Below are 23,863 nucleotides of genomic sequence, written 5' to 3' on the forward strand. Positions count from 1 at the left end.
CCCGCGACCTATACCCTCGACCGGTACTCGCGACCCGTGCTCGGGCCCTATACTCGTCTGGTGGTGCGCGCCTGCCCGTGAGCACAGGCTCCGACACACGCGTCAGCCGCCAGCCGCGCATTTCCCAGCAGGTTTACTTCGATGAGCAGCGCTTCCCCATTCCCCATCCTCGGCAACTCGGCCACGCAACCGCAGCAACATCCGCACGAGGCGTTTGCCGAGGCATCGCAGCTGGAAGCGCGCCTGCGTGCCACGGTGCGCGGCGAGGTGCGTTTCGACGCGTCCTCCCGCGCGCTGTATGCGACCGACGCTTCGAACTACCGGCAGGTCCCGGTGGGCGTCGTCTTGCCACGTGATCAGCAGGACGTGATCGCCGCGGTTGCTGCGTGCCGTGCCCTCGGGGCTGCCGTGCTGTCGCGCGGCGGCGGCACTTCGCTTGCCGGGCAGTGTTGCAACGTTGCCGTGGTGTTGGATTTTTCAAAGTACATGCACGGGATCACGGCACTTGATGCCACCACCCGGCTCGCCCGCGTGGAACCCGGCATCGTACTTGACGCCCTGCGCGATGCCGCGGAACAGCATGCGCTCACCTTCGCGCCGGACCCTGCCACGCACAGCCGCTGCACACTTGGCGGCATGATCGGCAACAACTCCTGCGGCGTGCACGCGCTGATGGGCGGCAAAACCGTCGACAACATCGAGTCGCTCGACATCCTGCTCTACGACGGCACACGCATGCAGGTCGGCCGCACCACGGAAGGCGAGCTCGACGCGATCATCGCCGCGGGTGGCCGCAAGGGCGAGATCTACGAGGGTCTCAAGCGGCTGCGCGACGTGTACGGCGTGCTGGTGCAGGAACGATTCCCCGATATCCCGCGCCGCGTCTCCGGCTACAACCTCGATCAGCTCCTGCCGGAGAACGGCTTTCACGTGGCGCGCGCACTGGTCGGCAGCGAGGGAACCTGCGTCACGATCCTTGAGGCCACCTGCGAACTCAAGCCCAGCCCGCAGCATCGCAGGCTTGTCGCACTTGGGTTTGCGGATGCGTTCATCGCTGCCGACCACGTGCCTTCCGTGCTTGCCTTCTCACCCATCGGGCTTGAAGGCTTCGACGGCATGCTTGTCGACTTTATGCGCCTCAAGCAGCTCGTCGTCAACGATGTGCAACTGTTGCCCGCGGGCCGCGGCTTTCTGCTCTGCGAGTTTGGTGCCGACACCGCCGACGACGTGGACCGCATGGCCGATGCGTTTATTGTGGCCGCGCGCGGGTTCGCCGCGCAGCCTACGCTTGCCCGCTACTCGCAGGAGGAGGCAGCACGCGTGTGGAAAGTGCGCGAGGCTGCGCTGGGCGCGTCGGTCTTCGTGCCCGGCGAACCCAGCGGCTGGGAAGGCTGGGAGGACTCAGCTGTGCCGCCTGCCGCGCTGGGTGCTTACCTGCGCGAGCTGTTCCGGTTGATTGATCAGTACGGCTATCGTTCTCCCATGTACGGCCACTTCGGCCAGGGGTGCGTGCACCTGCGCATCTCGTTCAACCTCACCACGCATGACGGTGTCGCGAAGTACCGCAGCTTTCTGGACGAAGCCTCGGACATCGTGCTCAAGTACGGTGGCTCGTTCTCCGGCGAGCATGGTGACGGCCAGGCCCGCGCCGCGCTGCTGCCCAAGATGTTTGGCCCTGAGCTCATGCAGGCTTTTGCCGACTTCAAAGCGCTGTGGGATCCGACGAACCGTATGAATCCCGGCAAGCTCGTGGACCCTGTAGCCGTGTATCAACCCACCGAGAATCTGCGCATGGGGCCCGACTACAAACGGGTGCAGCCCGCCACGTGGTTCTCCTACGCGGGCGATGGTGACTCCTTTGCCGAGGCCACTTCGCGCTGCGTTGGCGTGGGCGCGTGCCGCAAGCAGGATAACGGCACGATGTGTCCCAGCTACATGGCGACGCTCGAGGAGAAGCACTCCACGCGCGGCCGCGCACACCTTCTCTGGGAGATGATGCAGGGGGACGTCATTCAAGGCGGATGGAAGAACGAAGCCGTCAAGGAAGCGCTGGACCTTTGCCTCTCGTGCAAAGCCTGCAAGACCGAGTGCCCGGTGAACGTCGACATGGCCAGCTGGAAGTCGGAGTTTCTTGCGCATTATTACGATGACGAGCGGCATCCGCTCGCACACTACGCGTTCGGCTTCATGGATCGATGGGCGCAGCTGGCCTCGTACGCGCCCGCGCTGGCCAACCTGCCCTTGCGAGTGCCGGGCGTGGCGCCGCTGGTCAAGCAGTTGCTCGGCATAGCGCCGCAGCGTGAGCTGCCTGCCTTCAGCTCTCACAACTTCCGACAGCGGTGGCATCGCAACAGGCAGCCGGCTCCGCCTCAGGTCGCCAAGCGCCCGGCGCTGCTGTGGGCCGACACCTGGAATAACTACTTTCACCCGCAGGCTCTTGACTCCGCTGCGCGGGTGCTTGCAACGGCCGGCTACTCCGTTGAGGTTCCTGCGAAGCACGTCTGCTGCGGCCGTCCGCTTTACGACTTCGGCTTCCTCGACCAGGCGCGCAGCTACCTGCGCACCATCCTTGACACGTTTGCGCCGCAGATCGAGGCAGGCATTCCCGTGGTCATGCTCGAGCCGAGCTGCGCCAGTGTCTTCCGCGACGAACTGCTGAAGTTTTTCCCCCACGATGAGCGCGCGCGGAAGCTGAGCCGGCAGACGCTGCTGCTGAGTGAAATACTCGCGCAGAACCCGGGCGACTGGCGACCGCCGCACCTGCCTGAGCGCCGCATCGTCGTGCATGGGCATTGCCACCAGAAAGCGCTGATGTCCATGGAGCCCGACATGGCGCTGCTGCGCGCCACCGGCGCCCGGGTGGAGCTGCTCGATGCAGGATGCTGCGGCATGGCCGGTCCTTTCGGTTTTGAAGCGCATGCGTTTGCCGTCTCGCAATCGCTCGCGGAGCGCGTGCTGCTTCCCGCAGTCCGCACCGCGGGCCCATCGGACCTGCTTGTCACCAACGGCTTCTCGTGCCGCGAGCAGATCCGGCAAAACAGTCCCCGCTCCGCGGTGCACCTTGCAGAGGTTCTGGCTGGCGACTGCTGATTGCCTAGCAGGCACTTCCCTGTTCACACCCGAAACCGCTGTCGATGCCGAGGCGCGCGCCGTGGCAATGTGGCAACGAGTCACTTGGCGCACGTAATGCTTCAACGCCTCACTGCGCTGCCTGTACATCCGTCAAGACCCAGACCTATACTCGCGTGGTCGAGCGCCAGCGCTGGCCCACGACGTCGATAGGAGACCTCCTTGCGAAGCCATGTCGCTGCACGTCCCACCCCTTCGTTCCCACTCTCCACCCATAGAAGCACTCGTGAAAAGGCGCAGCTTTGCGCGGGTGATGCACCCCGAGAGCTCACAGTCAGCTCCGCACAGCCGATCGCGGCATCGTCCAAGAAGCGCTCCCTGCCTTGGTGCCATGCCACGCCGCTGGCCGTCGCCGCCGCTCTGTTGCTCTGGCCGCTTGTGGGCACAGCCCAGGCACCGCATGCGCTAACGGCTGCCGAGCAGCACCAGGTGGACACGCTGGTCTCGCAGATGAGCCTCGAGCAGAAACTCGCATACATTGGCGGCACTGGCTTTGCAGCGCGCGCTGTTCCATCGCTCAAGATCCCGGCGCTTGAAATGTCCGACGGCCCTTACGGCACGCGGTCCAACTCCGGTTTTCCGTCTACGACATATGCTGCGGGCATCGGGCTTGCTGCTTCGTGGGATCGCGCACTCGCCTCCGAACTGGGTGCGGGGATTGGACGGGATGCCCGCGCACGCGGTGTGCACTTCATGCTTGGTCCGGGCGTCAACATCTATCGATCGCCACGCAATGGGCGTAACTTCGAATATTTTGGCGAAGACCCGTACCTGTCCGGGCAGATTGCCGCAGGCTACATCCAGGGGATGCAGCAGCAGGGTGTCAGCGCCACCGTCAAGCACTTCCTTGGCAATAACTCGGAGTTTCTCCGCCACGACTCCGACACAGAGATGGACGAGCGCACCGCGCGTGAGATCTACCTCCCAGCGTTCGAGGCAGCAGTCAAGCAAGGCCATGTCAGCGCCGTGATGGACTCCTACAACCTGATTGATGGGAAGCACGCGACGGAGAACCCTTACTTCAACATCGACATACTTCGCAAGGACTGGGGCTTCCAGGGTGTGCTGATGTCGGACTGGGACGCCACCTATGACGCTGTGGGCGCGGCGGATGCCGGCCTCGACATAGAGATGCCGACCGGCAAGTTTATGAACCAAGCCAACCTGATGCCCGCGATCAAAGCCGGCACGGTCACACAGGCCACCATCGACGAGAAAGTGCGCCATCTCCTGTCGACAGCCGTGAGCTACGGTTGGCTTGAGCGCGACCAGCGTGACCCGTCCATAGGGTTTCTTGACAAGCAGAACCAGGCTGTCGCACGCAAAGCCGCGCAGGAGGGAGCGGTTCTCCTCAAGAATGAGGGCAAGCTGCTCCCACTGCAGAAACAGTCGCTCAAGAGCATCCTCGTGGTGGGCCCCAATGCGTACCCGGGCGTGCCGGTCGGCGGGGGCAGCGCGGGTGTGGTGCCGTTTCACCTGGTCAGTGGACTCGAGGGCATCAGCGATGCTGTTGATCACAACACGACCGTGCTGTATGACGCGGGTCTGCCCACGATGAAGAATCTATCGGGCCATATGATCCTAATGACGGAAGCAGGCGGGGGCAAGCCGGGGGCGACGCTCGAGACCTGGTCCAACGTTGATCTGCAGGGCGCGCCTGCGTCTTCAACGATCGTGCCCGGGATCGGACTGGAGGGACTTAGCCTCGCCAGCCTCATCGGCAATCTCGACAGCGCGCTTGCCACGATCTTCTCCTCGCCACCGAAGGCGATCTCGCATCGTTTCACTGGCTACTACACCGCGGCGAGCGCGGGCAAATACATCGTCATCCTTGAGGACTCGGGGGAAGGTTCAGGTAACCGCGTCTTTGTTGACGGCAAGCAGGTGATCGATAACTGGAAGCTCGTGCGTGCGTACCAGCCGCACATCTCGCTTGACCTCGCGGCCGGGCCACACAAAGTAGTGGTTGAAGAATCCCAGACCAGCATCCTGGGTGGGCATCTCGGCTTTGCCATCGTGGCGGAAGACAAAGTTGTGAACAAGCGCGCACTGGAGCTTGCAGCCAAGGCAGACGTGGTCGTGATGGAAGCAGGCTTTCAGCAGGAGAGTGAAAGCGAGGGCGGCGATCGCACCTTTAGCCTTCCCTTCGGGCAGGCCGAGCTGATCCGGGAACTCTCCGCCGCGAACCCGAAGCTGGTCGTCGCGATCACCTCTGGCGGCAATGTTGACTCCAGCAACTGGATCGAGAAAGTGCCGGCGGTGCTGGAAACCTGGTACGCCGGGCAGGAAGGCGGCCACGCGCTGGCCGACATTCTCTTCGGCGCTGTCAACCCGTCCGGGCATCTGCCCGCGACATTTGAGCGGCGCGCGGAAGACAACCCAACTTTCGGTGACTACTACCCCGAGGAAGGCACCCGGGTCGTCCACTACAAGGAGGGCATCTTCGTTGGGTATCGCGGGTATGAGAAAAACCATGTTGAGCCATTGTTTCCGTTTGGCTATGGACTCTCGTACACCACGTTCCGCTTTGCCAACCTGTCGGTGCAGCCGGCGCAGGGTGCAGGTGCCTCGGCGAGCTTCGACATCACCAACACCGGCACCCGCCAGGGTGCGGACGTGGCACAACTGTACGTAACCGAAGACCATGCCAAGGTGGAGCGTCCCGCACATGAGCTCAAGGGTTTCGAGCGCGTGGACCTCGCGCCCGGCGCCACCCGACATGTCACGATCCCGCTTGATGCGCGTGCCTTCTCTTACTACGACGTGGCGCAGAAGCGCTGGGTGATCGGGTCGAAAAACTTCACCATCTCGGTGGGCGATTCGGTGGCCTCGCTGCCGCTCAAGGCAGCGCTCACGCTTGCCAGCACGAACGTGCCTTAGTTCCTTGAGCTTGCGTCGCAATCACTGGGTCGGGCATAGACCACACTGCGACTACGGCGTGGTCTGTGCCAAGTCACTGCCTTTGTTGCGGTCTCAAACGCTAGGTTCGTGACAAGGTTTTTGCCGCGGACACGCCAATGGAAACGGCCACAAGCCCACCCACCAGGCTCACCGCGATATACACGAGACCCACCCAGTACCTGCCGCTCGCAAGGTCGGACCATGCTTCCCATTCGAAGGTGGAGAAGGTGGAGAACCCCCCGATGAAGCCGGTTGCAATCAGGAAACGCCACTCCGGGTTTATCTCCGCATGCAGGCTCAAAAACTGCAGCACCAGCCCGATCACGAAGCAGGCCATGAGATTTATCGATAGCGTGCCTACCGGAAATGCCGGTCCAAAGTGTTCCGCGGCACGTGCTCCGATAAAGTAGCGAAGCATCGAGCCACAGCCGCCACCCACAGCCACCAGCAGATATCGCAACAATTCCAAATCCTCCTTGGAGCTCCAGCTACAGCGCCGGGTCGAGGCGTGCTTCCGTCTCAATCGACCGGCGCGTTTGACGCAACCCTGCCGGCGACGCCGGACCGGACGTAAGACGCACCCGCAGCAGCAGAAAGGGACGCTCCACCAACCAGTAAAGCGCCGTGGCACACCCAGCGCAAGTGACCGCGTAGACAGCGGCTGCGCCCCAGCCATTCTGAGTGCGCAGCCATGGCCACATCCACTGGTCGAGATGCGCCACTTCCTTGTGCGTCAGGTACAGGCTGAACGCGAGCGTCGCCACCATCTGCATTCCTGGCAGTCGCTTGCACAGCAGGCCCTTTCCGCTGGCGGCGGACGAAACCAGCAAAGCCAGCCCCAAGGACAACAGCGGGAAGCCGAACAGCACGCCTGCGGCCTGGTCGGCGGATGGATACTCGGCACCAAACGACCACGTGGCAACGCCCGCGATGCACAACCCCGCAGCGCCCAGGACGTTTGCCAGGCTGTGCGACCTAGCTGCATGGGCCCACCAGCCAGGGCGAAAGCAGCGAACCAGCGCGACCGCAACGCCCATCCACAGTCCGTCCAGGCGGCTGTAGGTGGGATAGTAGATCCGTTTCATGAACAGTGCGCCCGCCTGATTGTCGGATAGTCCCGCCGAGCGCACCACGTGAAACAACTCCCAGCCCCGCACCAATACGCCCAGCAAGAGCACGGCGCCCAGCAAGAGAATCGTCTTCCGTATGCCGCACAGCCATCGCCGACACAGCAGCACCAGCGGTGGCAGCAGCAGGTAGAACTGCTCTTCCACGCACAACGACCAGGCATGCGAGAACGCTCGTTCATGTGGAAAGTGCATACAGAGGTTCTGCGTGAAGGTCAGGAACTTCCACACTGCCGGCAGGTTGGGTTGCTCCCGCCACGCAGGTACGCACATATACAACAGCAGCACGGCAAACGACGCCGGCAGCACCCGGAACCCGCGTCGCACATAGAAGTCGAGCAGCAGCAGAGGCCGGGCAGCAGCAAGTGGCTGCAGGAGCTGTGTGCCAATCAAAAACCCGCTCAGCACAAAGAACAGGTCTACACCCATCCACCCTACACGGCCAATAGGGTCGAGCGCTCCGGGCAGCGACGCCTGCAGATGGAAGATCATCACGCTGACGATCGCAAGCGCGCGCAGCGTGTCGAGACCGTGAAGACGATTCAATTTTTCAGGAAGCACCCACACCCCGGGGTTGAGCAGATGCGCGGAGAGTATCAGGCTAAGCGGCAAGGGCGATTCGTGGTTCTGCGGCTGGAACCCAGGTTGCCACCTCGGCGACGCGAAACCTGCTCACAACGCGCAACTGGGCTGCCCGAAGGCAGCCCAGTCTTGATGCAACGTCCCGGAACGATGCAGCTGTTCTAGAACGTATAGTGTGCCGACACCTGCAGCACGCGCGAACCGCTGCGCGTGGTTGTGATCTGCCCAAAAGACGGATCGGTCACACCACTATCGGGATTGCCGTAGCTCGCGATGTTTAACGCGTTAAAGCCGTCAGCGCGGAAACCGAGTGCCTGGCGTTCCGTGATGTGGAAGTCCTTGAACGCCGAGAAGTCGATCTGCTCGTAGCCCGGTGCCCGTTCGGATCCAACCGAAGCGGTGCCGAATGTGAGTGCTGTAGGCGCCCCGTATGCACAAACCCCGTTATCACCAGCGGTTAAGCAGGGCTGAGCAGAGGGATCGGTCCCGAACCAGTTGCCAGTACCGCGGTTATGAACCGTGATATGACGGTATTGATTGGCCCGCTCCTGGCCGAAGCTGTTCGTGCCACTCTCTCCCCCCGGTCCATTGATTGTCAGCGGAAAGCCCGAGTACGCGATTGCTGTACCCGAGACCGACCAGCCGCCCAACGCCAGATCCAGCAGTTTGTTGGTGTGCGCTCCATAGAGCTGTCCATGCCCGAACGGAATAGCGTACACACCCAGCGCCGACAGATTATGCCGTATGTCCTGCCCTGCTGGGCCGTAATCGGCATGTCCGTTGTAGCCATCCTGGAATGCGCCATTCTGCCCAGTGATTCCCGACGCCGTGTAGTTGCCGGCGCTGTTGGTCATGGCTCGGCCATAGGTGTAGTTCACGGTCCACTCAAAACCTTTGTCCTGACGGTGCCTGACCGACACTTCGCCCGCGTTGAAGTTCATCGACGCATTGGACTCGGTGATCAACAAGTTACCATTCTGGCCAACCAGATTGGCATATGGCGCGGTAGTAGCCGCAGTCACGACGCTGCCATTTGCGCTGAGTGCCTGGGACTGCGCCAGCGTCAACTGATTGCCGTTTCTGTAATCGGCTAGGTGCTGGCCGGTTTCGCCCACATAGGCGAGCGTCATGGACGTCTTGTTTGATAGTTCCACTTCAGTCGTCAGGTTGAACTCGTGGATGTACGCGGGCTGGATGTTCTGTGGCCACGCTCCGAAACCCGCTCCCTGCGTGCTGATCGAGCTGATGGTGAAGCCATTCGCCGCGGCAAACGGCGTGCCGGGGCTGTAAGGGGTAGTACCTAGTGCTTTTGTTGGAGGTGCGGCCTGCGGCTGGGCGAAAGCCAGGAACGGGCTCTGGTAGGTAAGGCGCTGGTTATTGGCGTCGCCCTCGAAGAAGCTCGTCGCACCATAGCCGCCACGCAGCACCCAGCGCGGTGAGATCGAGTAGGCGAAGCCGAACCTCGGCTGAACCTGGTCGTAGGTCGGCTGGTAGCAGGACTTGTTATCGCACACGATCGACCCTGCAGGCGCGCCTGCCGGCACGGCTCCAGCGTATTCCACTACGCCCGTGTTTAGCAGCACATTGGCGGTCTTGTTGTTGACCTCGTTCCAGCGCTGGTCGTACTCGTAACGAAGGCCGAGTGTCAGCGTCAGCTTGGGTGTCACCTTCCAGTCATCCTGGATAAATTCAGCCGTGCGCCACTGACGGTTGCCCACGAGCCCGCTGCCACCAGGGATAGCAATCGATTCCCCATTGGACTGGTCGAGTACGAAGTCGGCAGCAGAGTAGCCGGTATCTGTACCGTCCCCAGTAAAGGTTCCGTTGTAGTTGAACTGCCCCAAAGAGCCTTGCGCGCCCGACAGTGCGTAATTCTGCTGGTAACGAATCGCCTGCGCCCCAAGGCTGAACAAGTGATTGCCCCGTTGGACCGTCAGGTTGTCGCCGTAGTAGAAAGTGTTATCACGCAAGATCTGCGGCGCCGCTGGTGTACCCAGGTAACTCGCGTTGTCTCCAATGGACTGACCCGAGAACCCTACATACTGTTGCGTACCAAACGGTATGCCCACCACCTGGTCGCCAGTCAATCCGAAGAGCCCGGTTGGGTCAGTGGGCACACCCTGGTCCCAGCGTACGCGCGTGAAGCCAACGCGGGCTTCGTTCACGATTGCGGAAGAGAGGGTGTGTACCCAGGTCGCGCCAAAGAGCTTGGTGGGGAAGACGTTCTGGGCCGGGAAGGTGATCGGCAAAACAGCCACAGATCCATCCCCGGCATTGGACTGAGCGTAAAAAGCAGTCACCTTATCAGCTATGCGCGGGTCCCACTCGATCTTAACGTCACCCTGATCGTTGGTGCGGAAGCTTCTTGTCTGTCCCTGGTAATCGTTCAGAATTAACTTGTCGGTGGGCGCGGTGTTGGGCAGTGGGTATAGTTCCGGGTGCGCGAACAGGTACTGCGCCACAGGGTTTACCACCGGCACTTGGTTATTGACGTAGGGGGTGAAGCCTGCCTGCGTGTTGTAGAGCTGCTTCTGCTTTCCGTCACTGCCCGTTACCGCCGAGAAGTCGCCCTGGCGCATGGCTGCCGTCAGCACGCTCGCTGTTCCAATGCCGCCGGTATGCTCGCGCGTACCCTCGTAATCAACGAAGAAGAACAACTTCTTCTTCACGATGGGACCGCCCAGGGTACCGCCGAACTGAGTCTGCGTATACGGGTTGATCGGGATCACAGTGCCACCGTGCTTGTTCGACCAACTATTCGCGTTCATGTTCTGGTTCTCTAGATACCCGTATGCCGATCCATGAAACTCATTGGTGCCACTTTTCAGGATTGACACTACGTCGCCGCCGTTGACGTTGCCGTAGGTCGCCGGTGCGTCGGCCGTGATCACACGCATCTCTGCAATGGCATCCGGCGCGGGATTGTAGGCAATCAGATTGTTCTGGCCTTCGTTCATGTCAATGCCATCGAGCGTGTAGTTGTTGGCCTGCGCGCGGTTACCGTTTACGGCAACAATGCCGTTGTTGTAGGTATTGCGCTCGGTGGCATTGGCGCCTGTCAGACCGGTCGGATCTGTGTTCACCGCACCGGGAACAAACAGCGTTACGGAAGAAAAGTTTCGGCCGTTGAGCGGGATTGTCGCGATCTGGTTGGCGTCGAGCGTGAGCCCCACCGTGCCGTCCGAGGTGTCGATGATCGGTGCAAGATTGCCCTGCACTTCCACCGTGGTGCTCGCGCCCACCTTGACTTGGGCGTTCACCTTGGCCGTCTGGTTGATCTCCAGCGTGAATTGCGGCACCGTGAGCTTGCCAAATCCGTCGGCGGTTACCTCGATCTGGTAGGGCCCGATCGGCAGGAAGCGGATCGTGTACGAACCGGCGCTGTCTGTCGTTGCCGGTGTCCGCACGCCGGTACCCACGTTAACCGCAACCACTGTGGCGTTGGGGATGACGGCCCCGCTGGGGTCCGTCACCGTTCCGGTAACGGACCCGGTCACTGTCTGGGCGAGAGAGCAAGATGCCGCAAGCAGCGTCGTTACAGCAGCTGCCTGTGCCGTTCTAGAAAAAACAAGACGCATTCGATCACTCCTGAGTGTGCCGCTGCTATCCAGCCGTTGACCGCTCTTCTCTGCAGGGACTTCGGACCGGTAACAGACGCACATCAAACACGTCCGGCTCAGAGCTGCTTTGGAAGCGGTTCAAGGCGAGAAGCCTGATTGGAATGCAAGCCTAACAGACTTGTCATCATTCTGAATCAATCAACGCGATCTGTGGTCTCCCGGTGGATGACCGAGGGGCGGCCTGCGAAACCCGGTCGCTATCCCACGGGTGAACATGCAAGACTACTGCGGAGCAGTCCCGCCGATGCCAGGGCCCTGCGGCACGGGATGATGACTCATGGACCACTCCATACAGGGAAGGCAATGCTCAGCTTTGTAACCAAGCACCGCCCGTGGGTGACTGCGGCCTGCTGCCTCACGTTCTTGCTCGCCGGCCTCGTCACCTACTGGAACCAGCCCGGTGCAGACCTGTCCTCGTCGTACGTGGGCTGCCGCCTCGTAGCTACCGGCAACACCGCGGTGCTCTACAGCCACGACCCTGAGGACTTCGCCGACATTGGTGATGCCCCGATATGGAAGCGCCTTGCCCTGGCCGGCCAGTACTCCGGCTACCTGCACCCGTATGTGCAAACGCCACTCTGGGCGTACTCGCTCCAGCCGCTTTGTGACCACACGCAATTTCCCGTGTTTAATCGTGTCTTCCTGGTGTTGATCCTAGCTGCCTTGATTGCCGCAATCTGGGTCACGGCCCGTGCGTGGCTGCCGATGCGGGACCGCTCCTGGCTGATAGCTGTGGTGCTGCTTGGACTCTGGTTCGCGCAGCCGTTCCAATACGCCATGTACCTGATGCAGACGCATGCGCTGTTTTTCGCGTTGATGGTGATCAGTCTCGTCCTGGCCGAGCGGGGGCGCCCCAGGTCGGCGGGACTGCTGCTCGCACTGGCGAGCGCCGTCAAGGTTACGCCGGCCATGCTGCTGCTCTACTGGCTCCTGCGCCGTCGCTGGCAGGCGGCCGCCAGCATGATCATCTGCTCCGCGGTGCTGTTGCTGCTTACGGTTGTGCTGGCCGGCCCGCACCTGACAGCCGCCTACTTTGCCGATCTGCATCGCGTCTCGCGCGTGCTGCTCGTCTCGCAGAACAACCAGTCGTTTGCGGCCTGGTGCATGGGCCGCTTCTTCCCGGCGGACGAAGTGTTCGACCTGAACATATACCCGTTGCCGGGCGCGGTACGGCTCGGCTCACTCGCACTGATGCTGCTCACGATCGCCAGCGGTGCCATGTTGGACGTGCGGAGCAGCGGGACCAGAGCTGGTGAGGCGAAGGCCGCGGCACCGCTTGGCGCCATGATGGCCCTGGTTGCCGTGACGCTGTTTGCCCCCATCGCCTGGACGCACTACTCCATCGTGCTGGTCGCGCCGGTGATGGTGCTCATGGGCGAGCTACGCAGCCGCTTTAAATGGGCGACGCTGCTGGGCACGCTCGGCACAGTGGCGCTCAACTACCAGCCGATCGCTACGGACATCATCGCCATGGATGTCGGCGACTACTCCCTGGTGCGCGCGCAGTTCTACGCGGGCGCGCTCTGCCTTGCGACACTTGGCTGGGCAGCGGTGGTTCGCCGCCGTGGCGTCCGGGTGGATGCGCAGGAAACAGCGTTGCACAGTGGCAGGATCGCGAGCGTGCGCGGGTCCGAAGCCGACTAGAATAGGAGGCGGCAACAGCCCAACTGTGGCCGGACTTCAACCCACTGGATAGCGTATGTCTTTTCCGATCAAAACCTGCATCATCTGCTCTGAAGAGTTTGAACTGCGGCCCGACAAACCAGGCTTCGCCAACCGCTGCCCCGAGTGCAGTGAGAGCGAGGCAGCCTCGGCCGCCGCCGCCGGCAGTCAACCCATGGACGCCATCGAGCGGAAATCGCTTGCAGAAGCAAATGAAGCCCGACGCACCGCGATGCGCGACCTGCTGTACCGCAAAGACAGCTAGGCTTTCCGCGACTGCGAGGCTACAGGCAAGCGCCGGGCGCGGCGGCTGTTCAGCTTTCCAGTTCCAGTACCCGGTCGACGAGCTTTTCCTCCGGGGCCAGCATGGAGCGCTCCTGCAGCATGTCTTCGCACACCCGGCGGCTCGATGCCAAGTCTTCGGCGAAGTCCCGGTCAAGCACCTGCGCCAGCCCGGGGTCGCGAATCGCAAGGTTCACCTCGTCGTTGAGTGCGAACGAACGGTGATCGAAGTTGGTTGAACCCACCACGTTCCACTGTTCGTCGACCGTCATCAGCTTGGCATGGATCATCGCCGGCTGGTACTCGTAGATCTCGGCGCCGGCCCGCAGCAAATGACGGCTGGGCCGCCGGCTGAGCCGCCGCACGATCGGGTGATCGATCTTTGGCCCGGCGGTGAGGATCTGGACGCGCACGCCTCGTTTCTGCACTGCCTCGGCCAGGGCCAGCCTGGCGCTGCGATCCGGGAGGAAGTACGGAGTAGTGATTCTGATCACGCGGCGGGCACTCTTGATCAGGGCCTGGAACAGGATGCGTGCCTGCGTGGCGCCACCGTGCGGCGTGCTTGAGACCACCAGGCTCTGCTCTCCCTGGGGAAGCGCGCGAAACCGGAACTGTTCCTCCCCAGACAGGATCTCGCCGGAGCACTCCAACCAGTTTTCGCAGAACGTGGAGATCAGCCCCGCAACCGCTTCGCCCTCCACGCAGAACATCGTGTCGCGCCATGCGGGTTGGCCCGGTTGGCCCGTGAGCCATCGATCGGCAATACCTGCCCCGCCGATAAAGCCGGTTTCCCCATCGATCACCAGCAGCTTGCGGTGCGTTCTGTTGTTCGCGTTCTGCCAGGTATCCCAGCGCAGGGGGTGGTACCACTGCATCTGCCCACCGGCTGCACGCAAAGGCTCGAAGTACGAGCCCGGCGTGCCGAAGCTGCCGAGCGCATCCACAATCACCCTGACGTGGACGCCTGCGCGTGCCCGCTCACACAACGCGGCAAGCACACGGTCGCCGATTGCTCCACGTCCGAACTCGTAGAACTCGAGGTTGATCGCGTGCTTTGCCCGTCCGATCGCTTCAAGAATGGCGGGATAGAACTCCGCGCCATTGCGGAGGCGCGTCATGCGTGACCTGCGCAAGGTGCCGTCGGTGACCAGGCTTAAAAACTGCAAGAACTCCGGCGAGTCCAGCGCAAACTTGTTCTGCTCTGGCATGGAGTACGGCAGCGCCGGTCCGAAGAAGTTCAACAGGACGCGTGAGCCCTGCACCAGAATTGCGCCGGCTCCAACCGCGGCAAGGAAGTGCGTCGCGGCATGAGACCGCGATCTCTGTGAGCGTTGCGACATGTACTGCAGCATACGCAGATACCGTTTTCGGAACCAGGCATGTCCTTTTGTGGTTCTCCGTGACAGGCTCGCTTTTCACCTGTAAAGCCTTGCCATCTCCTGTTACCACCGTCACTTGCGGCTGATCCCTACATGGTAGGATCACTCCATGAACGTCGCGATCTCTGTCGTTCGACCATTCCACGTTTCCAAGATGGCCAATGCTCTTCGGAAGCACGTGGACAGCATCTCTATCTGGTCTACGGCTCCGCGGCGCTACTTCGGACATCTGGACGATTCCATTCGTACCCACATCGTCCCGGCCCCTGTAGAGATCGCAACCCGCATTCTTAAGCTGCAGTTCAGCCCCTCGGTCTACCAGCGCAACATCGTCTGGTGGGATCGGGCTGTCGGCGCCATGATGGGCAAGTCTGACCTCGTGATCGGCTTTGCGACGCAGGCCCTCTCTACGGGCAAGGCAGCCCGCAAGCGCGGCGCTGCTTTCGTGCTCGACCGTGCCTGCCCCTTTGTGGACTTTCAGCAGCAGCTCGTACGCGACGAGGCGGAAAAAACCGGCGCCAGCTTCACGCCGGAAGCAGACTGGTTCCGCGAGCGCCAGCTGGCCGAGTACGAAGAGGCCGATGTGATCCTGGTCCCCTCACGCTATACCGCGCAGACCTTCCCGGTGCACCTGCAATCCAAGCTGTTGCTGGCTCCGCTGCTTGGCCGCGCCAAGTCCAAGGGCGCCATCAAGCTGGCGCGCAACACTCCGTTCACGGTGGGCGTTCTGGGCGGTAACCCGCTCCGCAAGGGCTACCTCTACCTGCTACAGGCCTGGGCCACACTCAACCTACCCAACAGCAAGCTGCTGATCCGGTCTTCCGGTGACTTCTCCGGGTACCCTCTTCTGGCCGAGCTCCTCAGGGCCACTCCCAACGTTGAACTGATCGAGTACGTTCCCAACATTGCGGAGTTCTACCAGAAGTGTGACCTGTTCGTTCTGCCAAGCATGGATGACGGATTCGGCATGGCCTTGTTTGAGGCGATGGCCAATGGAGTACCAAGCATCGCCACGCGCAACTGCGGCGCTTCTGAACTGCTGACCGACGGCGAGGATGGCCTGGTGATCGATGCGGGCAGTGTGGACCAGCTCGCCTCGGCGATACTTTCGCTGTACGAAGATGAGGAGCGGCGCCAGGCGATTGCCATCGCTGGCCAGGCCACGGTCGAACGCATCTCTGAAGCTCACCTGTATGAAGATGCACTGTGTCAGTTGCTCACGTTGAAGCAGCCTGCGGCCGTCGCGTAAATCGCAGCGAGCGCGGACCAAGTACTTGGTCGCTGCCCGATCGTACCGTTGCTGCCGCAGGCCGCTTCTCTTTAGAAAAGGACTTCGTTGCTCGCATGCCCCCGATGACAACCCACACGCACCGCTTCTTTATTGATCACACTTTCTCCGGGGGAAATGGCGTGCAGGAGCTGCCGCCTCCGCCATGGACACCTGCGCTTAAGGCGGAGTTTCGCTACCCCTACGATGTGCTGGAGCAGGCAATTCCACTGATCAAGGCGGAAGGACTACGCTTCTACATCACCAAGGAAGCGTACAGGCTGCCGGAGTACGGCCCCAAGGTAGTGCCGCTTCTGCTGCAGGAAGAGCGCTGCAAAGAGCCCGTGTACGGTCGCCATGTACGCGCCGTGATTCGCAACCTGCTCTCCTACCCGTATCTCGGCTATCGCCCGCACCTCGGCTTCACGAGCCTCGAAGCCATCCTCACTTTTGAATACGCACGCGACTGCTACACAAGCTGGAAGTCCCGCCGCGCCCTGGCACAGGCCGAGTCGCACCCGCCCGCAGACTGGCCTGCGATGGTTCGCCGCGAGCCGGTCACCATTCGCCTGCCGCTTGGCTATCACAGCCAGCAGGAACTGCCGCAGGTGCACATGGCCGACCGCCAGCTCGACACGTTCTTTGTCGGGCAGGTGCGCAATGCCATGCCGCGTTCGTCGTACCAGAGCTGGATCTCCAGTTCAAAAGTAGAAGCCCGCGCGCAGACCTGGAAGATCCTGGAAGAGCTGAAGCGTGAAGGCAAGTGGCGGATCGACCTCGGGGAAGTCGCCGGAGACCAGGGTAAAAGTCATGCCGCGGTGTTCAACAGCTACTCCGAAAAGATGCTGAACTCACGCATCTGCGTGGCGCCTCGTGGGACCATGGCCGACACCTACCGGACGTTTGAAGGCCTGCGCGCCGGCTGCCTCGTGGTGGCCAATCCCCTGCCCACAGAGGAGTTTCTTTACCCGGGCGCGCCGCTCGTGATCATTGATCACTGGCGCGAGTTGCGCGGGGTCCTGGAACGCTACGCGCGTAACATCGACGCACTCGAGGAATACCGCTCCAAAGCCCTGGCCTGGTGGGACAACCACCTGCGCCCCGAGGTCCTGGCTGTTTCCATCGCCCGTGATCTGAATGCGGCCGGAGACACGCTGCTGAGCTAATGGAAGAAGCGGGGCTCATAGAGCCCCGCTTCTTCGTTGCATTGATAAAGCGATGGTCTAGCTTGCTTCGTTGCGCCGCAGTGCCGGGATGGTCGAAGTCAACTTACTCCACAACATCGTGCGCAGCTCATCCACCTGGAAGAGCCAGTAGCAGAAGGCGCCCAGAACCAGCGTTGTGCCGACCGCCGCCGAACCCTGCCAGAAGTACGGGATGGACCGGATGTGCATCACCGGCCAGTAGAACACTGCCGTGCATACGGTCAGCATCGCCAGCAACTGGTAGACCGGCTTGTGGTCCAGCACGGCCTGCCCGGCGAAAAGGTTGTCGTTGAGGTGCAGCAGGTAAAACAACTGCAATGTCTCGGAGAGCAGCGCGACCAGCAGGTAGCCCTGGATGCCGAAGTGCATCATCAGCGGGATCGACAACAGGCTTGTTGCCCCGTACGCGGCAAGTGTCTGCCACGCGAAGGCTTCCACGCGGTTCGACGAAAACTGGAACTGGTACTTGTGTTCCTTGATCGAAAGGACCGAGATGAGCAGCCCGAGCGAGATACAGATGCCTGGATTGTAGATATAGCCTTTGTGCACCCAGAGCTGCAGCAGCAACGAGGTAGCGAGCATCGACCCGAAGGTGATGGGTGGCGTCATCAGCAGGATGATGCGCTCGGACAGCGCATACAGCCGATGCAGGCGCGGCCAGTCCTGTGCGCCGTAGATGATCGTGATTTCAGCGGTCAGCGAATTGGTGACGACATATAGCAAGCGCCGGCTCATCGAGTACACAGTGCGCGTCAGCGAGAACACGACCACCACGTCCGGGCCGAGGAAACGCTGCATCAGGAGGATCGGCAGCTGGATGGACAGGAGGCTCGAGGAAGCCAAAAGCATGTACTGCGCGCTCGGCTTCAGGATCAGCGCGAATGAGCCTTCCTTCCAGTAGGACATCTGCGGTTTGATCGCGGGGCAACGGCGGGGCAGGTCATAGAAAGCCAGGAAAGCTGTAAGTGCAAGTGTGACAAATAGCTGCCCTGCCGCGATGACCGGAAAGGGTTCGTGCAAAACCACCAGAGCCACAATCATCAGCATGCCGAGCAGCTGGTTGAGATTGCCGAAATGCGCACCGCGATGCGCCTCACCAAACACCATGTACGAGCCCGAGAAGAACCCGAACAACATGCTCGCCATGACCTGCATAGCCAGGATGTACAGCGTGAGCTGCGCCTGGATCGGGGGAACCGTCAGGTGCAGCATCGAGGTGAGCGGGACCAGAAAGACAGCCAGAAACACGATCGCGACCGCGAGATACGCTCCACAGACGATACGCAGGCCAGCAGACTGGACCTCGCGGCACTCCTGCACCTCACCACGGTTGTAGTGGATGGTCATCTGCATGTTGGTGTACGTCTGCAGACCGTAGTTAAACGTAGCCAGGTACGATACGGCGGCGCTCAGGGCGAGCCACTGTCCGTACAGGCTGGTTCCCATAATGCGCAAAAATGCAGGGGGTAACAGTACCTGCTGAAGTACGACAACGAGCTGGTTGGCGTTCTGTGCGGCAAACAGCTTGGCAATACGGCGGAGACTCATTCTGTCCTGTCAGGAGCGGGGCTGACCGGGCGGGGCGTCACAGCGGCGCGCTGGGCAACGCAGGATTCGCCCGAGCCTAGCGCTCGCTGGCTACATCTTATAGCGACCAAGGTCCTCGTCGTTGAGGTTTTCCAGCCAATTCTTCAAATCTTCAGCACTCGCCTGGTCCGCCGGACTCGCGATTACCTTGGCTGTGCGCAGCACTTCCTCACTCACAAAGATAGGGCAATCCGATCGAAGAGCCAGGGCGAGTGCGTCCGAGGGGCGTGCATCAAGGGTGACGACTTCTCCGTTTTGCCGCAGCCAGATCACCGCGAAGAAAGTATCGTCTCGGAGTTCAGACACAACGATGCGGTCGACCGTTGCGTTCAATCCATGGATCAGGTTGCGCAAGAGGTCGTGCGTCATCGGCCGCGGTGTCGCTGCCTTCTCCACTTCCAGCGCAATGGCACTTGCCTCGAAGAGGCCTACCCATATGGGTAAAACCGTGTTCCCGGTCAGATCCTTGAGGATAACAATCGGCTGCTGCGTGGAGGGATCGACCATCAGGCCGCGGATTTTCATTTCGACATCCATGTGTATCTCCCGTGCCGTTACGGCAGCAATGCCTCGCCTACCAGGCTGTTCGGAAAGCTGTCGGTCACGCGCACCTGCTGATAGGACCCCAGGGCAGGACTGATCATCTGGGTCGTGGTGAAGTTCAGCGTCTTGTTCTGCGAGGTGCGTCCGGTGATCTGTCCGCGTGCATTCAACTGTCCTTCCACCATCACTTCGAGCACCTGCCCTACATGCCTTCCGTAATGTTCTTTCTGCAGCGCACGCTGCCGTTCCAGCAGCACCTGCAGGCGAACAGACTTCTCTTCCTCGGCAATGGAGTCCGCCATGTGGATCGCGGGGGTGTTCGGGCGCTGCGAGTACTTGAACGCGAAGACGGCGTCGTACTTCACTTCGGCGAGCATGGTGATGGTGTCTTCAAAGTCCTGGGCCGTTTCGCCGGGGAAGCCGACGATGATATCGGTCGTCATGCTGATGTCGCGCTTTGCCGCCTTGATCCAGGAGATACGCTCTAGGTACCACTCGCGGGTGTACTCCCGCGCCATCAGCCCCAGCACATGGCTCGAGCCGCTCTGCACCGGCAGGTGCACGTGATCACACAGGGTTGGCACCGCATCGATCGCCTGCACGATCTCCGGGGTAAAGTCGCGCGGGTGCGAGGTGGTAAACCGTACCCTGCGAATGCCTGCGACCTCGCCTACTGCGGCCAGCAGTTCCGCAAAGCTCAGCTTTGCTTCCGGGTCGCGGTAGGAGTTCACATTCTGACCCAGCAACTGGATCTCGGTGAAGCCAGCGTCGGCCATCTGCCTTGCCTCGTGCAGCACGCTGGTGGAGGTGCGCGAACGCTCGCGTCCCCGTGTGTAGGGCACCACGCAGTAGGCGCAGAACTTGTCGCAGCCTTCCACGATCGTGATGTAGCCACGGTGCTTGTTGGAGCGCGCGGTGAACTCGGTCACAAAGGTTTCGTCGGTGGCCTTGTCGTCAAGTCCGGTGACGCGCCTGTCCCCTGCTTCCAGCTGCACCAGCATCTCCGGCAGCTTGCGGTAACTTGCCGAGCCGGAAACGAGCGAAACATAAGGCGCCCGCTCAAAAATCTTTTCGCCTTCCTGTTGCGCCACGCAGCCCAGTACGCCGAACTTTTTTCCTTGCTTCAGCAGCTTCTTGGTGTCGTTGAGCCGGTTGAACACCTTCTGCTCTGCCTTGTCGCGGATCGAGCAGGTGTTGTACAGGATCAGGTCGGCTGCTTCTTCGCTCTGTACCTGGCTGTATCCCTGTTGCTCCAGGGTGCCGATGACTTTTTCCGAGTCATGGACATTCATCTGGCAGCCAAATGTTTCGAGATAGAACGTCTTTGTGGGGGCTGCAGCCATATGCTTACTATATCAACTGCCCGCGCACGCTGCGCTTGCGCGGCCTGGTGTCCGCAGGCACCGGCTCGCTGCCTCCGCTATGCTGGACCACATGCAGAAGGCTCCCGTCAGCACCTTCACCCCGCTCAGTTTTGACGATCAGCACAACTGCTTCGGCTGCGGCGCGCACAACCGCATCGGCCTGCGCCTGCGCTTCTTTGTAGACGAGCAGGGGGCTGCGATGTCTACCCTGCGCATGCCCAGGCGGTTCCAAGGCCCCCACGGCTTTGTTCACGGCGGCATCATCGCGGCGGTGCTGGATGAAGCCATGAGCAAGGCGATCCACGCCAGCCGTGAGGGCGCCAAGGTCATGGCGCTGACCCGCAAGATGGAGACCGAGTACCTGCGGCCGACCCCGCTTGGCGCGGTGCTTACACTCCGCGGACAGCAGGACCGCGTGGAAGGACGGAAGCATTTCTGCTCCGCCACGCTGAGCAACCAGGAAGGCCAGACCCTGGCACGCGGGACCGCCCTGTTCATTGCCATCGAGCGGCAGGCAGAGCACAAGCACTGAGGCGCGCTGGCAGGCAGCGGGACAGCGAGTGGCAGTCGGCGCTCCGGGCCAGCAATTCGCCGGGCACACAGGGATCAGCGCTGAACCGGAACGCGCCGCGGGAACAGCGCCGGGCTGCTTTAGACTAGACATAAAGGTGGTTCGACGGGTTTGAACGAACGCCGGGAACGGGATCAGGAAGAGGAACACGCTATGGCGGAACAAAACGGCTACAACGGGGCCACCGGAACTGGATTGCGCCTCAAGATCGGGCTTGCGGAGATGCTCAAGGGTGGCGTGATTATGGACGTGACCGACGCGCACCAGGCAGAGATTGCGGAGAGGGCCGGAGCCACCGCGGTGATGGCGCTGGAACGCGTACCCGCCCAGATCCGCGCCGAGGGCGGCGTTGCCCGTATGGCCTCGATCGCGGTGATCCGCGAGATCATGGCGGCCTCCTCGATCCCGGTGATGGCCAAGTGCCGGATCGGCCATTTCGCCGAAGCCCAGGTTCTGCAGGAGCTTGGCGTGGACTTCATCGACGAATCCGAGGTACTTACCCCCGCGGACGAAGTACATCACGTCGACAAGCACAAGTTCACGACGCCGTTTGTGTGCGGGGCGCGTGACCTCGGTGAGGCGCTCCGCCGCGTCACCGAGGGCGCTGCCATGATCCGCACCAAGGGCGAAGCCGGCACGGGCGATGTTGTGCATGCCGTGAAGCACATGCGCCAGATCGTGAAGGACATTCGCGCCCTTACAGTTCTTGGCGAAGACGAACTCTATGTTGCAGCCCGCGATCTGCGTGCTCCCTTTGACCTGGTGCGCATGGTCGCCCAGACGGGCAAACTGCCGGTCCCGAACTTTTCGGCGGGCGGCATCGCAACCCCCGCGGACGCGGCGCTGGTCCGTCAGCTCGGCGCGGAGGCAGTCTTTGTCGGTTCCGGGATCTTTATGAGCGACTCGTACACCTTCGCCCCGGCGGCCGAAGCTGAAAGCCGCGCGCGGGCAATCGTGCGCGCCACCACGCACTTTGACGACCCCGCGGTGGTTGCAGAGTGCAGCGCTGAGTGCACCGGTTCGATGAAGGGGCTCGCGATCGCCGCGCTCGAAACCTCGCAATTGTTGCAGACCCGTGGCGTCTAGCACGGGCTTCACCGGGACGGTCGGGGCTTTGGCGCAGCCAGAGTCCGCGGCAGCCTCGCCACGTTCGCTCCGCATCGGGGTGCTTGCGATCCAGGGGGACTATGCGGCCCATGCCACCGCCTTGCGCCGCGCGGCCGCAGCGCAGGGGCAGCCCTTGACCCTCGTACTCATCCGCAAGCCGTCGGAACTTGCGAATGTCGATGGCCTGGTCCTGCCCGGTGGTGAGTCCACCACGTTTCTGAAATTCCTGGAGCGCGACGGCTTTCTCGACGTCCTGCAAGGCTTTGCCTCGTCCCGCCCAACCTTCGGCACGTGCGCCGGAGCGATCCTGCTGGCGACCGAGGTGCTGCACCCGGCGCAGCCGAGCCTGGCGCTTCTGGACGCGACGGTGGAGCGCAACGCGTATGGCCGCCAGAATGACAGCACCATCCTTCACGCGACTACCGGTCTGGGCGGCCCGCCGCTTGAGATGGTGTTTATCCGCGCCCCGCGCCTCTCACGGGTAGGTGGGGCGGTCCGGGTCCTGGCCGAGCGCGATGGCTTCCCTACCCTGGTGGAACAAGCGCAACTCCTCGCGGCCACCTTCCATCCGGAGCTCTCGATGGATACACGGGTGCACCAGTATTTTCTGGACAAGGTGCGCGCCAGCCTGCTCGATACTGCAACGCCAGCCCGGTAAGTGTGGCGGGTGGAAACAGGTAATGCGCACCCTAAAATCATAGGTGGCAGGATGCGAGCAGACGAGTACTCTGTTTAGCAGGGAGTTGCCTGCCATGCCCGCCACCTACTCTCCCCGACATACACCGAACGAGATCGATCGCAACGAGCGATGGGATAACCGTGATCCCGGCTTTGGCGGCCGGCCGCCGCTTAAAAACCGTCCGACTGGCGGCGGCGGCGATGGTGACAACGGAGATGATGGTCCGCGCGGGCGTCATCCACGGGAACGCCTTCACCACTACCGGGTGGGGCTCTCGTTCCTGCTGACCTGCGATCTGGTCTTCTTCCTGGCACTGGTGAGCGCCTTTTTTGTGCGACAGACCGGCGGGCATTTCGACGCGCACGACAACTACATCGCCGACGCGCACCCCTTCCCTGTACCCGTGATCCTTTGGCTTGGAACCTTGTTTCTATGTCTCTCGAGCCTGTGCATGGAACGGGCTCGGCGCCACCTTTTTTACGAGATCGATGTGATCGAGGAGTGGCTCGGGCTCGGGCGCCCGATGGCGCGGCGCACGTGGCCGTGGCTGCTCGCCACCAGCCTTCTGGGAGTGGGCTACCTGGGTTGCATCGGCATCGCCTGGCGTCATGTTTCGCAGGGTGGTGCACACTTCATGAGCAGCCCGGATGGGGCATTCTTTTTCGTGCTTACCGCCAGCCACGCACTGCATATGGTGGCGGCACTGGGCATGCTGGCGGTCGCGGCCGTAGGCCTGTACCGGCTCCGGCGAGTGGAGCTGCGCCAGATCCTGGCAGACTGCGTCGCCTGGTTCTGGCACGCGATGACCGGCTTCTGGCTGCTCCTGTTGAGCCTCCTGCTTTTAACGCGCTGACTCAC

General features: G+C 62.0%; 17 protein-coding genes. 10 read left to right on the forward strand and 7 right to left on the reverse strand.

Going from position 1 to position 23,863, the window contains the following annotated elements; all coding sequences use genetic code 11:
- The first annotated feature begins 141 nt into the window (after positions 1-141).
- On the forward strand, positions 142-3,090 hold the full coding sequence (locus D1Y84_RS17395; protein ID WP_124849807.1) for an FAD-binding and (Fe-S)-binding domain-containing protein: 2,949 nt from the start codon (positions 142-144) through the stop codon (positions 3,088-3,090).
- A gap of 201 nt (positions 3,091-3,291) precedes the next feature.
- On the forward strand, positions 3,292-6,009 hold the full coding sequence (locus tag D1Y84_RS17400) for a glycoside hydrolase family 3 protein (RefSeq protein WP_233581524.1): 2,718 nt from the start codon (positions 3,292-3,294) through the stop codon (positions 6,007-6,009).
- 100 nt (positions 6,010-6,109) lie between these two features.
- Here the strand turns inward: D1Y84_RS17400 and crcB are convergent, their stop codons facing one another.
- The 3 genes from crcB to D1Y84_RS17415 form a co-directional block, all read right to left on the reverse strand.
- Positions 6,110-6,499: a fluoride efflux transporter CrcB gene (gene crcB / locus D1Y84_RS17405; RefSeq protein WP_158615557.1), complete on the reverse strand. Its 390-nt coding sequence runs from the start codon at positions 6,497-6,499 to the stop codon at positions 6,110-6,112.
- 19 nt (positions 6,500-6,518) lie between these two features.
- Positions 6,519-7,769: an acyltransferase gene (locus D1Y84_RS17410; RefSeq protein ID WP_233581525.1), complete on the reverse strand. Its 1,251-nt coding sequence runs from the start codon at positions 7,767-7,769 to the stop codon at positions 6,519-6,521.
- 131 nt (positions 7,770-7,900) lie between these two features.
- A complete protein-coding gene (locus D1Y84_RS17415) occupies positions 7,901-11,317 on the reverse strand; it encodes a TonB-dependent receptor (RefSeq protein WP_124849809.1) in 3,417 nt (1,138 codons plus the stop codon).
- A 345-nt stretch (positions 11,318-11,662) separates the two neighbouring features.
- Here D1Y84_RS17415 and D1Y84_RS17420 point away from each other — a divergent pair, with 345 nt between their 5' ends.
- Both D1Y84_RS17420 and D1Y84_RS17425 read left to right on the forward strand, forming a co-directional pair.
- Positions 11,663-13,003 carry a glycosyltransferase 87 family protein gene (locus D1Y84_RS17420; protein ID WP_158615558.1) on the forward strand — a complete coding sequence of 447 codons (1,341 nt, stop codon included), beginning with the start codon at positions 11,663-11,665 and terminating at the stop codon, positions 13,001-13,003.
- 55 nt (positions 13,004-13,058) lie between these two features.
- Complete coding sequence (locus D1Y84_RS17425; RefSeq protein ID WP_124849811.1) at positions 13,059-13,286, forward strand: hypothetical protein; 228 nt, start codon at positions 13,059-13,061, stop codon at positions 13,284-13,286.
- Positions 13,287-13,335: 49 nt separating this feature from the next.
- Here the strand turns inward: D1Y84_RS17425 and D1Y84_RS17430 are convergent, their stop codons facing one another.
- Entirely contained in the window at positions 13,336-14,643 is a 1,308-nt protein-coding gene (locus D1Y84_RS17430) for a phosphatidylserine/phosphatidylglycerophosphate/cardiolipin synthase family protein (RefSeq protein ID WP_158615559.1), read from the reverse strand.
- Positions 14,644-14,791: 148 nt separating this feature from the next.
- Between D1Y84_RS17430 and D1Y84_RS17435 the strand changes: the two genes are divergently transcribed.
- Positions 14,792-15,931 carry a glycosyltransferase family 4 protein gene (locus tag D1Y84_RS17435; RefSeq protein ID WP_124849813.1) on the forward strand — a complete coding sequence of 380 codons (1,140 nt, stop codon included), beginning with the start codon at positions 14,792-14,794 and terminating at the stop codon, positions 15,929-15,931.
- A gap of 95 nt (positions 15,932-16,026) precedes the next feature.
- Positions 16,027-17,115 (forward strand): glycosyltransferase, encoded by a 1,089-nt coding sequence (locus tag D1Y84_RS17440; protein ID WP_124849814.1) that lies wholly within the window; start codon positions 16,027-16,029, stop codon positions 17,113-17,115.
- 57 nt (positions 17,116-17,172) lie between these two features.
- On the opposite strand, the gene D1Y84_RS17445 is transcribed toward D1Y84_RS17440, so the two are convergent.
- The 3 genes from D1Y84_RS17445 to miaB form a co-directional block, all read right to left on the reverse strand.
- Complete coding sequence (locus D1Y84_RS17445) at positions 17,173-18,702, reverse strand: lipopolysaccharide biosynthesis protein (RefSeq protein WP_124849815.1); 1,530 nt, start codon at positions 18,700-18,702, stop codon at positions 17,173-17,175.
- A gap of 90 nt (positions 18,703-18,792) precedes the next feature.
- Positions 18,793-19,278, reverse strand: coding sequence for a bifunctional nuclease family protein (locus D1Y84_RS17450; protein WP_124849816.1), 486 nt, complete (start codon positions 19,276-19,278; stop codon positions 18,793-18,795).
- A gap of 17 nt (positions 19,279-19,295) precedes the next feature.
- Positions 19,296-20,627: a tRNA (N6-isopentenyl adenosine(37)-C2)-methylthiotransferase MiaB gene (gene miaB, locus D1Y84_RS17455; RefSeq protein WP_124849817.1), complete on the reverse strand. Its 1,332-nt coding sequence runs from the start codon at positions 20,625-20,627 to the stop codon at positions 19,296-19,298.
- Positions 20,628-20,718: 91 nt separating this feature from the next.
- On the opposite strand from miaB, the gene D1Y84_RS17460 reads away from it, so the two are divergent.
- The 4 genes from D1Y84_RS17460 to D1Y84_RS17475 all read left to right on the forward strand — a co-directional run bounded on the left by D1Y84_RS17460 (position 20,719) and on the right by D1Y84_RS17475 (position 23,858).
- A complete protein-coding gene (locus tag D1Y84_RS17460; RefSeq protein ID WP_158615560.1) occupies positions 20,719-21,180 on the forward strand; it encodes a PaaI family thioesterase in 462 nt (153 codons plus the stop codon).
- Positions 21,181-21,372: 192 nt separating this feature from the next.
- Positions 21,373-22,305 carry a pyridoxal 5'-phosphate synthase lyase subunit PdxS gene (gene pdxS, locus D1Y84_RS17465; RefSeq protein WP_124849819.1) on the forward strand — a complete coding sequence of 311 codons (933 nt, stop codon included), beginning with the start codon at positions 21,373-21,375 and terminating at the stop codon, positions 22,303-22,305.
- Positions 22,295-22,984 carry a pyridoxal 5'-phosphate synthase glutaminase subunit PdxT gene (gene pdxT / locus D1Y84_RS17470; RefSeq protein WP_370245795.1) on the forward strand — a complete coding sequence of 230 codons (690 nt, stop codon included), beginning with the start codon at positions 22,295-22,297 and terminating at the stop codon, positions 22,982-22,984. The genes pdxS and pdxT overlap by 11 nt, the downstream gene beginning before the upstream one ends.
- Before the next feature lie 94 nt (positions 22,985-23,078).
- Entirely contained in the window at positions 23,079-23,858 is a 780-nt protein-coding gene (locus D1Y84_RS17475) for a cytochrome c oxidase subunit 3 (RefSeq protein WP_124849820.1), read from the forward strand.
- Positions 23,859-23,863: the final 5 nt, after the last annotated feature.

The organism is Acidipila sp. EB88 (assembly GCF_003858395.1).
GTDB lineage: Bacteria > Acidobacteriota > Terriglobia > Terriglobales > Acidobacteriaceae > EB88.

What these genes read in the sequence shown, in the direction of transcription:
- D1Y84_RS17395 (WP_124849807.1), top strand. Translation starts at nt 142, where the DNA reads ATGAGCAGCGCTTCCCCATTCCCCATCCTCGGCAACTCGGCCACGCAA.
- D1Y84_RS17420 (WP_158615558.1), top strand. Translation starts at nt 11,663, where the DNA reads ATGCTCAGCTTTGTAACCAAGCACCGCCCGTGGGTGACTGCGGCCTGC.
- D1Y84_RS17475 (WP_124849820.1), top strand. Translation starts at nt 23,079, where the DNA reads ATGCCCGCCACCTACTCTCCCCGACATACACCGAACGAGATCGATCGC.
- D1Y84_RS17415 (WP_124849809.1), bottom strand. Translation starts at nt 11,317, where the DNA reads ATGCGTCTTGTTTTTTCTAGAACGGCACAGGCAGCTGCTGTAACGACG.
- D1Y84_RS17460 (WP_158615560.1), top strand. Translation starts at nt 20,719, where the DNA reads ATGCAGAAGGCTCCCGTCAGCACCTTCACCCCGCTCAGTTTTGACGAT.
- D1Y84_RS17440 (WP_124849814.1), top strand. Translation starts at nt 16,027, where the DNA reads ATGCCCCCGATGACAACCCACACGCACCGCTTCTTTATTGATCACACT.
- D1Y84_RS17430 (WP_158615559.1), bottom strand. Translation starts at nt 14,643, where the DNA reads ATGTCGCAACGCTCACAGAGATCGCGGTCTCATGCCGCGACGCACTTC.
- miaB (WP_124849817.1), bottom strand. Translation starts at nt 20,627, where the DNA reads ATGGCTGCAGCCCCCACAAAGACGTTCTATCTCGAAACATTTGGCTGC.
- pdxS (WP_124849819.1), top strand. Translation starts at nt 21,373, where the DNA reads ATGGCGGAACAAAACGGCTACAACGGGGCCACCGGAACTGGATTGCGC.
- D1Y84_RS17425 (WP_124849811.1), top strand. Translation starts at nt 13,059, where the DNA reads ATGTCTTTTCCGATCAAAACCTGCATCATCTGCTCTGAAGAGTTTGAA.
- D1Y84_RS17435 (WP_124849813.1), top strand. Translation starts at nt 14,792, where the DNA reads ATGAACGTCGCGATCTCTGTCGTTCGACCATTCCACGTTTCCAAGATG.
- D1Y84_RS17450 (WP_124849816.1), bottom strand. Translation starts at nt 19,278, where the DNA reads ATGGATGTCGAAATGAAAATCCGCGGCCTGATGGTCGATCCCTCCACG.
- D1Y84_RS17445 (WP_124849815.1), bottom strand. Translation starts at nt 18,702, where the DNA reads ATGAGTCTCCGCCGTATTGCCAAGCTGTTTGCCGCACAGAACGCCAAC.